Here is a 13,521-nt window from a genome sequence, read left to right as displayed (position 1 = left end):
GGGTGATATTCAGGGTTAGGCGGCTCAGTCTGTTATCGACTTTAAGCTGTTTTAGTTTAACTCTTTTTTAACTTTTTTTGCGTAATTTTTTGGTCTTTTTCAAGATGCCATAAGGTTAAGTGCTCACCCCAACAACAGCCTGTATCTAAAGCCTTTAATTTAGTATCGTCGACTTTGCCCATCAGCGCAGCCCAATGGCCAAATACTAAGGTATGACTCTGGCGCAGCGGCGAAGCAAACTCAAACCAAGGTTTGAGTTGTGGATTAGTACAGTTTTCAGGAGGTTGTTTGCAATCAAAATCAAGTCGGCCATCGACATAAAGATAGCGCATGCGTGTTAATGCATTGATGCAATAACGTAAGCGTTCTATGCCAATTGCACTTGGATCCCATTGCTCGGCGGTATCTGAATACATTTGGCTTATTAATGTCTCAAGATAATCATCGTGCTTGAGGGCGCGACTGACGAGTGCGGATTCTTCTCTTAATACCTCCAGCGTCCACTGAGGTGGTACACCCGCATGACTCATAATGAGTTGGTGTTCAGGTAATTCACGCATAAGAGGTTGTTGTCTCAGCCAGTCAATTGAGGCAGAGATATCGGGGGATTCTAGAATTTCAGTGAGATTATCGCTGGGTTTAGCGCGCTTGAGCTTACCGTGTAATGCCATTAGATGGAGATCGTGGTTACCTAAAACCGTTTTAGCGGAATCACCTAAGGAGCGAAAAAAACGTAGCGTAGCTAAGGAGTCAGGTCCGCGTGCAACAAGATCACCTACAGCCCAGAGTTCATCGCGGGAAGGATTAAAATCGACCTTAGCTAGTAATTTTTGTAACTCAGCGAAACAGCCTTGAATATCACCAACAAAATAATGCGCCACAGTACCCCTTTCCTAACGATATTAATGTAGTAAGCCTGGGGTCGCTAAACGGAAGGGACGGATTGTCGCCTGGAAACGCTCACCCGATTCGCTGACCATACCATAAGTGCCGTGCATTATGCCAAGTGGCGTATCGAGCACAGTACCACTGGTGTATTGATAGGCAGTATTCGGCGCTATGGTTGGCGTTTCACCGACAACACCGGCACCTTGGACTTCACTGGTGTTGCCATTGGCATCAGTGATTATCCAGTGACGAGTTTCAAGTTTAGCCGCTTGCTCACCTAAATTGATGATAGTGATGGTGTAACTGAAGAGGTACTTTTCATCCTCGGGCGAGGACTGCTGCTCTATATACTCAGTTTTGACTTCGACCCGAATGGAGGTGTCCAATGCGCTCATTCTTGTTCCTAGGCTCTGGTCTAAGGGCACCTAAGTGCCCTGACATATTTATGCTTTCTTATCGCAAACCATGTTAGCCATAGCAACATACTGCTGCACGCTAATCTGTTCTGGGCGTTGACTTGAGTCAATCCTTAACTGCTCGAACTCATCGTCAGATAACATGTGCTTTAAGTTATTACGCAGAGTCTTACGACGCATGTTGAATGCGGTAGTACAAAGGTGGCGTAGTACGGTCACATCTTTACAAGGGAACGGCTTTACGGCGTATGGCAATAAGCGTACGACTGCTGAGTCCACTTTAGGCGCAGGGGTAAAGCTGTGGGGCGGCACTTCGAGAACCGGAACCACTTGGCAGAAGTATTGTGCCATGACTGTTAAACGGCCATAGGCTTTACAGCCTGGGCTTGCCGATAGACGCAGGACTACTTCTTTTTGTAGCATAAAGTGCATGGTTTCAATCTGTTCGGCAAATTCGAACAGGTGGAACATCAGCGGCGTTGAAATGTTGTAAGGTAAGTTACCAAATACTTTCATCTTTTTGCCAGGCACACTCAGTTGGCCAAAATCAAACTGCAGTGCATCACCTTGGTGAATAGTCAGTTTATTTTTAAGGACTGGGTGTTGATGTAAGCGTTCAACCAGATCGCGGTCGAGTTCGACGACAGTCAGATTATCCACAGCATCGGCTACAGGTTCTGTTAAGGCACCAAGGCCAGGGCCGATTTCGACCATCACATGGTGATTATCGGGTGCAATTGCACCCACAATGCGGTCAATCACATTGCCGTCGGTAAGGAAGTTTTGTCCGAAACGCTTTCTGGCCGTGTGGCCTAAATGTACTTTGTTGCTCATTAATAATGTAATCGTTTAGTTCTTTGAGGATAACTCAATGGCTTTATTCAGAGCACAGACAAAACTGCCAATATCGGCCTTGCCTGTACCCGCGAGATCGAGCGCCGTACCGTGGTCAACCGAGGTACGAATATAAGGTAAACCTAAGGTGATGTTTACCGATTTGCCAAATCCTTGTGACTTGAGAACGGGAAGTCCTTGGTCATGGTACATGGCCAAGACGACATCGGCGTCCTGTAAATATTTAGGTTGGAACAGAGTATCGGCCGGTAATGGGCCGACAATATTCATTTGGAACTCTTCACGCAACTCGTTGAGTGCAGGAATAATCACGTCGATTTCTTCACGCCCTAAATGGCCGTCTTCACCAGCGTGTGGATTGAGACCACAGACATAAATTTTCGGTGAAACTATGCCAAATTTACTGATGAGATCGGCATGTAGAATCTTGATAATATGCTGTAAGCGTTGGCGTGTTATGGCTTTTGCAACATAGGCCAGAGGAATATGGGTGGTCACGAGTGCCACTTGCAAACCCGGCGTTGCCAGCATCATCACTACATCGGGGCAATTTGCTTGATGGGCAAAAAACTCAGTATGGCCACTAAAGGAAATACCTGCTTGATTGATAATGCCTTTATGCACTGGGCCTGTCACGACAGCATCAAACTCGCCGCTCATGTTTTTTTCGCCCGCATAACGCAAGGTTTCAACTACATAAGTGCTGTTTTGCTCATCGAGCTGACCGCAAATCGATTCGCTCACCAACTTAAAGGGCGCTATGGTTAATGTGCCCGCTTCTTGTGGCTTAGGAGCTTGATTTGGCTGGTAAGGGCGGAAAGTCACTTGCAAACCGAGTCGTTTCGCACGGCTCGCAAGTAATTCTGGATCCGCACAAACGACTAACTCAGCAGGCCAAGCCTGCTGAGCGAGTTGTACGACTAAATCGGGGCCAATACCTGCGGGTTCACCTGGGGTAACGGCAATACGTTTAGTGCTCAATTAGAATTAACCTCGATTGGTCTCTGGCTGGAAGATTTCAATGTATGCGTCTGAACGCATTTCGTCTAGCCAGTTTTGCAGTTCTTCGTTAAATTTGCGACGGAAGATCAACTGGTGCGCACGGTTGCTATTGAACTGATCCGTGGCGTCGGTTTTTCTGCGTTCTTCTAATTGAGTGATATGCCAACCGTGAGTCGTACGGAATGGCTCACTAATTTGGTCGTTTTTCAAACTATTGAGCGTTTGAGCAAACTCAGGTACGTAAATGCTTGGTTCTGCCCAACCTAATTCACCACCTTTTGTGGCCGAACCAGGATCTTCTGAGTACTGACGCGCTAGGTCTTCAAACTTAGCTTCTCCTGAGCGGATTTGCTTCAGGAATTGCTCAAGCATGGCTTTAGCGCGGTCTTCTGACAGGATCGGAGATGGCTTGAGCAAAATGTGGCGCGCTCTAACTTCTTCGATTTCTTTGGTTTGTAGGCCGCGAGCATCCATGATCTTAATAATATGGAAACCTGCACCACTCTTAATCGGGCCGATAATGTCACCCATTTTCGCACCGTTGATCACTTCGGCGAACAGAGTTGGCATTTCGTTGATGTTCATATAATCCCAAATACCACCTTCGAGTGCTTTAGGACCTGAAGAAGAAGCGATAGCGGTACGACGGAAATCCTCACCACTCTTCAAACGTTCTAATACGATATTGGCGCGTTTGCTTGATGCTTCGAGTTGTTCACTGGTGGGGTTATTAGGCACGTCAATCAGGATATGGCCAATTTGGTATTCCACATCTTTCATCCCTTGTTCTTGGATGAGTTTGACTAGGCTAGTAATTTCCTGTGGTGATACTTGAATACGGCGTTGTACTTGAATACGTTGAATTTCACCTAGAGTGATTTCTTCGCGCAATTGTTCGCGGTATTGGCTGAAACTTAAACCTTCGCTTTCAATTTTTTGTTGCATCTGCGCGACAGACATTTTTTGTTCACGCGCGATGTTTTCAATCGCTTGGTCTAGTTGTAAGTCACCAATATTCAGCCCTATACGACTGGCCATTTGCAATTGTAGGCGAGTTAAGATTAAACGCTCAATCACCTGAGTGCGCAGGGCACTGTCAGAAGGTAACGATTGGTTTGCTGCTTTGGCATTCGCTTTAACAGTGTCAATCATGTTAGTGATTTCACTTTCGAGCACTATGCCGTCGTTAATTTGGACTGCAACGCGGTCGAGCGGCTGGGGTGCGGCCAATGTAGGTTGGCTGATCGCGAGTGCAAATAAAGCAAAAATCAGATGTTTACTGGGTTTCATCCACAAAATCCTTGGCACGTTCTAAGGTCAGGTTCGACGGCTTAATTGAAATAACTTTACCATTTATATCGAAATTACAGTGAGTTGCCCTAATGTAATTTTTTGGCGACGCATTTGAGTGCAAGGTTAGACCTTAAGATCCGTTTTTATTCGCTTTAGCAAAAGGTGAACGGTAAAGCACTCATTAATCTGTTTGGACTCTTAGTCCTTGTTGAGGTTCAGCAATCTATCACAATTCTTTGCTAATTCCTCAGATAAAGCGGTTTTCTGTAGTTAAACAGGCCGTCATTGAGCATATCGGATACGCCTAATGGGCCAGAACCACCGAGTCCCTTAATGATTAAGTTCAGGTAGACACCACTATCAAACTGCTCACGAGGATCAATTGTGGCAGAACCTATATTGTCGTCATAGTTGGTTTTAATGCGGTAATGATAACTAAGTCTTACTGCGTAACAGCATGATTCGTACTGGATACCTGTGTAAGTTTCAATACTGCGACTTTCGTTAAGGTCATAATACCAATTACCAACAAAGTAGAGGTCATCACTGATTGGCCAAGCGCCACGAACGCCCGCTTGGGAGATGTTCACTGTATCATTGGTATTTGAGTTCAATAAATCTGGAACATAGCGATAGCTAAATTGCAGCAATTTATTCGCTTCAGGTCTGAAATCTAAGGTGACTTCAGATTTTTTATTGTCACTGGTGTTGGTATCGTACTGAATCGCAGCCCCCATATACCAATCATGGGACAAGCGGGTATCTAACTCTGCAGCAAGTACTGAAGTTGATTGATTAGACTCAAAAATACTGTCTTCGTAACCGACTTTACTGTCTTGCAGGTAAAAAATTTGTCCTAGGCTGAATTTAGTGGCTTCTTGGTTGTGACTATCAAACAGGCGTGTAGTAACACCTAGAGTGACTTGATTTGCATCGGAAATCCGATCCAGACCCGAGAAGCGACGATCACGGAATAGACCAAAGTAGTCGTCCTGTAATTGAGCCGTATCATAAATGCCTATGTTGCGTTGATCTTCGTAGCCGACATAAAGATATTGAAATTGTGGCTCGAGCGTTTGGCGGTAGTTTTGATCGAAAAGCTCAGTAAAACGTTCGAAGTTGATTTGACCATTAATCCGTACCTGCGGGATGGTGCGATTCACTGTATCGTCTAGTTCTTCACTTGGATTGTTATTTTGTTGCCAATAATTGGTCTGCATCAGCTTAACTTGGCTGGTGAGCGAGCCTGAAGGTCCATGTATTGGCAGAGTTACGCTCGGTGACATGTGCAAACGAGTTGCCGTATTAACATTGTTGTCCTGATGGGCAAAATTCGTTAGCTCTGAATTGAAACCAAAATCTAAATTGTTCCAAAAATCAGCAGCGCGATAGTTAAAGTTAACCTGAGGCATGACTTGATATGGTTTTTCATCCTCACCCAGTACTTTAATATCTTGTACTCGGGTGCTTAGATCCCAGTTACTTTCGAAGTAGCTGATTTCACCTATGCGTGATAACTGGTTATCGGTTGCACGGTTAACATCTGACTTTAAGTCATTGAAATAATTGTTATCTGATACATCGGTAAAATTCGCTAATACGCGCCAATTTTTGTCGATCGCCCCTTGATGCTGCCAGTTATATAAGTAGCGATTCGGGCTACCATCGATCAATTTGTCATTGCCTAGATATTCTAAATTGACTCGGCCATTTTGGGCCTCACCCGCCAGATAACCAAACTCTGTTTTAGTGAATAAACCACGGTTTGACATATAGCTAGGTGTAAATGTTAAATCGTACTCTGGGGCAATATTCCAATAATAGGGTGCGGAAATTTCGACACCATCAGTAGTGCTAGTGCTAAAACTAGGGTAGAGAAAGCCAGATTTACGTTTGTCTGAAACGGGGACTGTCATGTAGGGAATATAGAATACAGGTACACCGCCAATTCTTAGTTTGGCATTCCAAATTTCGCCCCATTCTTCTTCACTGTTGATCTTGATCTTTTCGGCCTCGAGTAGCCAAGACACATTGTCAGGAGGGCAAGTAGTGAAGTTGGTATTCGTTAAAATTAAATTGTTATTGATAGTAATTTGCAGTTTTTCGGCATCACCGTGAACTTGTTGGCCATGGATCCAATATTGTGCGCCTTTAAGGGTGGCACGGTTTGTCCGCATTTGAGCTTGTAAGGATTCGGCTGTAACGGTGAAGTTACTGTCTTGAAAGACTAAATTACCATTGGCATCAAACTGTTCAGTAGCTTGATCTAAAATCGCCTCATCGGCTGCTATGTGCCTATCGCCTTGGCTAAAAACCACATCGCCACGGAAAATCGCCTGCTTCCCCATTTCGGCATTGGTGTTATCAGACGCAATACGTATTTTGTTGAGTTCAGCCGCACTCATCCCTTGGGTTTGAGATACGATACGGGGTACTGGCGGTTCGATTAAGCATTGGGATGCCGAAGCGGTTAGAGAGTCGTCTGCCAGGACTAATTGCGGTAACAGGCTCAGGGCCAGAAGGTATCGGATCTGCATCTTTAGGTCAGTAATTATGATTTCTTATTCTGGACAAGTATGGATGGGGAAAGTTGCAATTGACAAACGCAACATCGCTTAATAAATCTCTCAATTTCTTAGCTGTTTCCAAATTCTATGCCAGCTATAATAAAGCAATTTTTCTTTAAGAGCCATGAAATGACTTTATCCGATCCGAGATTTCTTTCCCTTAATCAGTGGCTGAATGCTTATTTTTCCTGTGAGGTGATGCCTGTGTTGATTTCCGGAGACGCAAGTTTTAGGCGTTACTTTCGGATTTCGATGCCTGATGCTACCTTTATCGCCGCCGATTCACCGCCTCAGTTAGTGCCTATCGCCCCCTTTATTACCCTGTCGAATGCTTATTCAGCCGTGGGACTGACAGTTCCAAAAGTAATCCACGCCGATGCCGATTTGGGTTTTATGTTGATGAGTGATTTGGGCGATACCCAACTCTTATCTGTATTGACGGTACAAAATGTGGAACGGTTTTACCGTCAGGCGCTCGATTTATTACCGCAAGTGGCCGCTGTAATTGAGTGCAAGAATCTTGATAGCGGTTTAGTACAGGCATTACCTAACTACGATGAAGCTTTTGTGCGCCGTGAATTACACATTTTTACTGAGTGGCTGTTAGGAACACATCTTAATTTGTCTTTGGACGCGGCAGAGTTGCAGTTGCTGAATGATACTTTTGATCGCCTCGTCGGCAATGCGCTGTCTCAACCTAGTGTGGGAATGCATAGGGATTTCCATAGTCGTAATCTTATGCTGCAAGCGGACAAGCTGTGCGTGATTGATTTTCAGGATGCTGTCGTTGGTCCTGTAACTTACGATGCGGTATCACTACTGCGCGATTGTTATATTCGTTGGCCACAGCCGTTAGTCGCAGACTTGATGCGATATCATTATCAGCAAGCATTAGCGCTTGGTTTTATTCCTGTACAGACTCCTTTTGAGCAATATCAAACTTGGTTTGATCTCATGGGCTTACAGCGCCACATTAAGGCGGTGGGGATTTTTGCACGATTAAACTATCGCGATAGTAAACCTGCTTATATGGCGGATATTCCACTGACATTAACGTATATTGTCGACATCTCGCTGCGGTATCCCGAACTCGTGCCATTTGCACACTGGTTAACTCGTCGTGTGTTACCTGCGTTTAGTGTGAGTCAGTCTTCATCTGAGGTTAAGCAATGAAAGCCATGATCTTGGCCGCTGGACGAGGGGAAAGGTTACGGCCGTTAACGGACAGTTTGCCTAAACCTATGGTGCCAGTGTTAGGTAAGCCGCTGATTGTTTATCATATTGAAAAACTTGCCGCGAAAGGCATAGTCGATATCGTCATCAACCATGCTTGGCTAGGGCATAAGTTAGTCGAAGCTCTGGGCGATGGCAGCACTTTTGGGGTGCGCATTCGGTATAGCGCTGAAGAGAGCGCGTTAGAAACAGGCGGCGGCATTAAACGCGCTTTGCCTTTATTGTGTGAGGACGGAAGCGACGAACCTTTTTTAGTGATTAATGGTGATGTGTTTATTGATGCTTTACCGCCAATCACGCAACTGGCTGCGGATAGGCTCGCTCACTTATGGTTAGTGCCTAATCCTGAGCAGCATCCAAATGGCGATTTTGCTTTGAATGGTCATCAAGTGCAGGAGCGTGGCGATGTTAAGTACACGTTTTCGGGCATGGGCATTTATCACCCTGCGCTATTTCATGACACGCCGCAGGGCGCCTTTGCACTGGGTCCGTTGCTCCGATCGCAAATGGCTCAAGACAGAGTTAGTGGTGCCTTGTTTAATGGATTTTGGTGTGATGTCGGTACCATTGCACGATTGCAAGCGCTTGAACTAAGGTTACAAAGTAACAAGTAAATTTCGGTGCTGGCATATCCATAGGATTAAGCTAGTGCATCACATACATAATAGAAATCAGGAAATAAGATGCGGCTTTGGGGTAAGTTTTTTGGATTTGTCATTGGCTTTATGTTCGGCCGTATTTTTGGTGCACTGCTAGGTTTGTGGCTCGGTCATCTTTACGATAAGCGTGCGGCATCGGGCGTGGGTTTTCGACAGATTCTAGGGCAGGCTAAGAATCGCCAAGCCATTTTCTTTAATACCACATTTGCAGTAATGGGGCATGTGGCGAAAGCATCAGGACATGTTACCGAAACCGATATTCGCATTGCGACCTTATTAATGGAGCAAATGCGTTTAACGGGGGAAGCCCGTAAAGAGGCGCAACAGGCATTTCGTGAGGGTAAATCGGCGGATTTTGATCTGCGCAGCAGCTTACAAGCTTTCCGTGTTATTACGATGGGACGCAAAGAGTTAGTGCAGATGTTCATCGAAATCCAGATCCAAACGGCACTGTCTGATGGTGAATTGGATCCTGCTGAGCACGCTATCTTGATGACGATTGCTCAAGAGTTAGGTTATGGTCGAGCGCAGTTAGATGAATTACTTAAACGCTGGCAGGCGGAGTTTCGTTTCCATCAAACATCGAGTGGCAATAAAACATCGATTACTGATGCCTACAGTTTACTTGGCATTACGAACGAAGCTAGCGACCAAGAAGTTAAACGGGCTTACCGTAAATTGATGAATGAACATCATCCCGATAAGTTAGTGGCGAAAGGGTTACCACCAGAAATGATGGAGCTCGCTAATCGTAAGGCTCAGGATATTCAAGCAGCCTATGACAGAGTCAAGTCTGAGCGCGGTATGCGTTAGCCTTGATAAAATTGGTTTTTGTAAAAGATAAGGAATTCATTATGAAAAACACTTACCATTTGTTGCTGTTGGCGAGTTTGTTACCTGTGGCTATGTCTACGCAGGCCGAGGTGTTTATCGCTCCTTTTGGTGGTTATAGTCTGGGGGGCGGTCAATTTGATGTGAATCAATATGAGGTCAACACAGATCAAACGGGTGATAAGGCCGATGTTAAGGTTGAGGAGTCGAGTCATTACGGTTTGATGGTGGGTATTGGCACGAATGATCCTGGTAATATTTATCTTTTATATAGTCATCAAGCCTCTGAACTGAAAAGTGGCGGCTTGTTTACGCCAGACTTTCTTACCTCGTTAGATTTAGATTACATCCACTTGGGTGGCACTTTATATTTTCCCCGTGGTGATATCCAGCCCTATGTCACCGCCAGCGCGGGGATCACCCGCATGCTGCCTAGCGGTTGGTCGAGCGAAACGCGTTTCTCCATGGGGATTGGTGGCGGGGTAGAGTATCAAGTGACGCCACACTTTGGCCTGTTTGCGGATATTCGGGGTTATGCGACGTTTATCAACAGTGACACTTCGCTGTTTTGCAATGAAGATGATTGCCTATGGCACATTACGTCAGATGTGATGTGGCAGGCTCAGGCTAACCTTGGGCTCAAAGTCAGTTTTTAGATCTAACGCATCGTCTTAAAAGGAGATTTAGTGGCATGAAAATAGTCGTACTTGATGGTGAAACCTTAAATCCTGGCGATCTCAGCTGGCAATCCTTAAATGAATTAGGCGAGTTTGCGTGTTTTTCCCGCACAAGTGGCGCTGATATTGTCGCGCGAGCCCAAGGTGCTGAAATCATTCTCACCAATAAAACACCCTTGAATGCAAAGACGCTAGCGCAACTTCCTAGTCTCAAATACATAGGCGTATTGGCCACGGGCATGAACGTTGTCGATATCGCGGCAGCTAAAGCGCAAGGTATAGTGGTCACTAATGTGCCCGCTTATGCGCCTGATGCCGTTGCGCAAATGGTGTTTGCCCATATTCTGCATCACACCCAAGCCGTGGCCGCTCATCATCAAGCAGTGGTCGATGGCCAGTGGGTGAACTGCCAAGATTTTTGTTTTACTTTAATGCCGTTGCAATCTTTAAAAGGCAAGACTTTAGGCTTAATAGGTTATGGCGATATCGGTCAGCAGGTGGGAACGCTCGCCCTCGCATTCGGGATGAAAGTGCTTGTCAATACTCGTTCAATAATCAAGGATTTACCCCAAGGCGTGACGTGGGCGCAATGTGATACTGTGCTTAGCGAATCAGATATTATTTCGCTCCATTGCCCGCTAACACCAGAAACTGAGCAATTTATCAATCAGCAAACCCTCGCCTTGATGAAGCCTAATGCGCTGCTGATTAATACAGCGCGCGGTGGATTAATTGATGAAGCCGCGCTTGCTGCTGCGCTTTTGCAAAACCGCTTATTTGCAGGTGTTGATGTGTTATCGACTGAGCCGCCCACTGCAGATAATCCCTTACTGCATGCGCCTAATATCAGCATCAGCCCGCATAATGCGTGGGCGACGAAGGAAGCAAGGCAAAGTCTACTCAATATCGCAGTGGCGAATTTGAACGGTTATTTGAAGGGGGAAGTGATTAACTGCGTAAACAGATAAAGCAATATACGTCACTATCAGAACCAGAAAACAGGTTAGGCGTTCTAAATGAACCGCCCTGTGCGGAGCCGCATGCAGGGTAGTGTGGGGGCTGGAGGTTGGAGGCTAGATACCTCCGGCTACCCGATTATGTGACTACTCAATTTCGTATTTTAATCCAGAAGCAAGCCAGCTACTAAAGTCCTTATAAACAAATTCTTTTAATTCAGGATCCATGCTGCCGTGGCCAATAATAGATACCTCAGGATCCTCTTCACTCAGCTTTAGGATGAAAGCTTCGCCTCCACCGTTGTCTCCAATGTTTATATATCCAGGCGCGTATTTTTTTGTTTCGTAGCACTCATTGCGCTCTATGATATCTTCTGGAAGATATAGGTGTACGTCTCCTTCAGATTCTATTTTGTGAGTTGATATGAACTCACGATACGACCTTGGTAGCTTCGCCCCAAAATACAGTTCTATATCTTCGATGTTCATGGTGAGACTTCACATAACGCCGCGCTCTGCGGCAAATTTGGAGCGCAGCGGAAAATTTGTCCGCCCTCGCGCTTTGTTAGCATTGCTACACTTCACGCTTGCAGGAATCCATTTCTTCTTTTGTAATTTCAATTTCATTTATTCGCAAAAGACCAGAGGCAATCGCTGGTTCGAAATCCTGCATAAATCGATCGCTGCTTCGATGATTATTTTCTTCCTCTGGAACATTCAACCAAACAAAGTCGAGATGTACGCTTGCACCCTTAACATTTTGATAATGATTTAACTTAGAGAGCATCATATAAAGCCGCTCTCTAAACATCATGTGAATTCCACGATTTGGTCTAAACTCGATAAATATTTCTTTATCATCATTTTTGTAATAACCATCAAATATTGGCTGATGATTGCTTACTGGATCGATTCCATGAAACTGCGTAACAAGTTTTGCTTCACTTATAATATTTGACGCATGAATGCCTTTTTGTAGCACATATTTTTGCATTGCAACCAATTCAACTTTTCGCCAATCAACACGAAACTCTGGGCCTGAAGCCTCGATAACTCTTGATCGTTCATCGGATGCTTTAGCCTCAACTTCTTGCTCAGAGGCTCGCTCAACTGAGGCTCCCTTGCCTGCGTGATAATCCCCGTAGACATTTGTGTGTTGTTGAGTCTGATGCTGACTGCTTGAAATGGTAATCAACTGAGTTAGAAGTTCAGACTTCTCCTTTTCGAGTTTTTGAACCTCTTTTTCCTTTTTCTTGGCTTCACGGGTTATTGAAATCAACTTGCCAATGGAAAAGTTGTCGAAACTTTCCGACAAAATCAAAACAAGTAACAGCAGAAGCAAAGTAATAATGCCAGAGTTTATTTGTCCTTTGGGCTCAACGCTAAAGTAACTGAATCCGATCATCGAGGCCAATAGAAGACAGAAAAGTACTATTAGCACTCTCACAAACCAATTTTCTCTTTTATCAGGATTGTCCATAGATTCCCTTGATTGCTAACTTCTTAGTATTTATGCGCTGCGCTGTTTGCAGGGCATAAATCGCTTGTTGGACTTGGCCGCTGCCACATCCATGTCAATTGGTATGAATGATGCTATAGGAATTTGCTTTTTTGCGGTAGCGGTTTTTTATACAGTTTAGAGGGTAATCACTTGATATCGTTTTACCTTTCTCGTTTTTTCACACTTATTTTTTGCTGATGAATCGCTATCTAACGACTCAAAACTCTAAGGAATACACCTCCCCTCGGAGTTGCCGCAGGGCGAATAGACAAATTGCGTGAGTCTCGCCATGGAGGGCGAGCTAGCTTTCGCAGGTGCAGGGACGCATCCTTCGGAAACGATAGCAAATTTGTCAATGAGCACAAGGGGCTTTCAACTACGTTGGGGGCGTCTTGGAGCATCCAAGGAGGATAGGACGAGCAGTCCTCCTTGGTCGGGTGTGGGGTGAAGCCCCACGACTTTGATTTTGATTAAAGTATTCAAACTACGAAAAAGATGGGATACATAACTTCTAAGTCGAACCATCAACTTTTCTATAGGCAAAGCTTTACTTGGCCGATTCCCTTTTGAACAGCAAAACACACTTTGGGGCAAAAGCTTTTAGCCAGATAAACAGTTCAATGGTCGTTAAGATTGTCACTGG

At 45.0% G+C, this 13,521-nt stretch carries 13 protein-coding genes; 5 read left to right on the top strand and 8 right to left on the bottom strand.

From position 1 onward, the window contains the following. Positions 1 to 56: 56 nt before the first annotated feature. The 6 genes from ACHA99_RS02135 to lptD all read right to left on the bottom strand — a co-directional run bounded on the left by ACHA99_RS02135 (position 57) and on the right by lptD (position 6,991). Positions 57 to 881: a symmetrical bis(5'-nucleosyl)-tetraphosphatase gene (locus tag ACHA99_RS02135; protein WP_393940772.1), complete on the bottom strand. Its 825-nt coding sequence runs from the start codon at positions 879 to 881 to the stop codon at positions 57 to 59. Positions 882 to 902: 21 nt separating this feature from the next. Next, a complete protein-coding gene (apaG, locus tag ACHA99_RS02130) occupies positions 903 to 1,283 on the bottom strand; it encodes a Co2+/Mg2+ efflux protein ApaG (RefSeq protein ID WP_028761528.1) in 381 nt (126 codons plus the stop codon). A 48-nt stretch (positions 1,284 to 1,331) separates the two neighbouring features. After that, complete coding sequence (rsmA, locus tag ACHA99_RS02125; protein WP_393940770.1) at positions 1,332 to 2,138, bottom strand: 16S rRNA (adenine(1518)-N(6)/adenine(1519)-N(6))-dimethyltransferase RsmA; 807 nt, start codon at positions 2,136 to 2,138, stop codon at positions 1,332 to 1,334. A 15-nt stretch (positions 2,139 to 2,153) separates the two neighbouring features. Then, positions 2,154 to 3,140 (bottom strand): 4-hydroxythreonine-4-phosphate dehydrogenase PdxA, encoded by a 987-nt coding sequence (pdxA, locus tag ACHA99_RS02120; RefSeq protein ID WP_105249994.1) that lies wholly within the window; start codon positions 3,138 to 3,140, stop codon positions 2,154 to 2,156. Between the two features lie 6 nt (positions 3,141 to 3,146). Further along, the gene (gene surA / locus ACHA99_RS02115; protein WP_105249993.1) at positions 3,147 to 4,451 is read right to left on the bottom strand and encodes a peptidylprolyl isomerase SurA; all 1,305 of its coding nucleotides are present in this window, start codon (positions 4,449 to 4,451) and stop codon (positions 3,147 to 3,149) included. A 242-nt stretch (positions 4,452 to 4,693) separates the two neighbouring features. Continuing rightward, the gene (lptD, locus tag ACHA99_RS02110) at positions 4,694 to 6,991 is read right to left on the bottom strand and encodes an LPS assembly protein LptD (RefSeq protein WP_393940767.1); all 2,298 of its coding nucleotides are present in this window, start codon (positions 6,989 to 6,991) and stop codon (positions 4,694 to 4,696) included. 159 nt (positions 6,992 to 7,150) lie between these two features. On the opposite strand from lptD, the gene ACHA99_RS02105 reads away from it, so the two are divergent. From ACHA99_RS02105 to ACHA99_RS02085, 5 genes are all read left to right on the top strand, one after another. Then, positions 7,151 to 8,194 carry an aminoglycoside phosphotransferase family protein gene (locus ACHA99_RS02105; RefSeq protein WP_393940765.1) on the top strand — a complete coding sequence of 348 codons (1,044 nt, stop codon included), beginning with the start codon at positions 7,151 to 7,153 and terminating at the stop codon, positions 8,192 to 8,194. Further along, positions 8,191 to 8,868, top strand: coding sequence for an N-acetylmuramate alpha-1-phosphate uridylyltransferase MurU (murU, locus tag ACHA99_RS02100; protein ID WP_198572992.1), 678 nt, complete (start codon positions 8,191 to 8,193; stop codon positions 8,866 to 8,868). The genes ACHA99_RS02105 and murU overlap by 4 nt, the downstream gene beginning before the upstream one ends. A 69-nt stretch (positions 8,869 to 8,937) precedes the next feature. Beyond that, entirely contained in the window at positions 8,938 to 9,726 is a 789-nt protein-coding gene (gene djlA / locus ACHA99_RS02095; RefSeq protein ID WP_219255254.1) for a co-chaperone DjlA, read from the top strand. Between the two features lie 41 nt (positions 9,727 to 9,767). After that, positions 9,768 to 10,400: an outer membrane beta-barrel protein gene (locus ACHA99_RS02090; protein ID WP_393940762.1), complete on the top strand. Its 633-nt coding sequence runs from the start codon at positions 9,768 to 9,770 to the stop codon at positions 10,398 to 10,400. A gap of 35 nt (positions 10,401 to 10,435) precedes the next feature. Further along, on the top strand, positions 10,436 to 11,389 hold the full coding sequence (locus ACHA99_RS02085; RefSeq protein ID WP_393940760.1) for a D-2-hydroxyacid dehydrogenase: 954 nt from the start codon (positions 10,436 to 10,438) through the stop codon (positions 11,387 to 11,389). Positions 11,390 to 11,524: 135 nt separating this feature from the next. On the opposite strand, the gene ACHA99_RS02080 is transcribed toward ACHA99_RS02085, so the two are convergent. Together ACHA99_RS02080 and ACHA99_RS02075 are read right to left on the bottom strand one after the other, a co-directional pair. After that, positions 11,525 to 11,866 carry an SMI1/KNR4 family protein gene (locus ACHA99_RS02080; protein ID WP_393940758.1) on the bottom strand — a complete coding sequence of 114 codons (342 nt, stop codon included), beginning with the start codon at positions 11,864 to 11,866 and terminating at the stop codon, positions 11,525 to 11,527. A gap of 85 nt (positions 11,867 to 11,951) precedes the next feature. Further along, positions 11,952 to 12,857, bottom strand: a complete 906-nt coding sequence (locus ACHA99_RS02075; RefSeq protein WP_263178464.1) for a hypothetical protein — start codon at positions 12,855 to 12,857, stop codon at positions 11,952 to 11,954. Between the last annotated feature and the right edge of the window lie 664 nt (positions 12,858 to 13,521).

Origin of the sequence: Shewanella sp. S23-S33 (assembly GCF_043359565.1) — a bacterium.
Lineage (GTDB): Bacteria > Pseudomonadota > Gammaproteobacteria > Enterobacterales > Shewanellaceae > Shewanella > Shewanella oncorhynchi.
The sequence above is the reverse complement of the archived record's forward strand: the minus strand, read 5'-3'. Positions and strand labels throughout refer to the sequence as shown.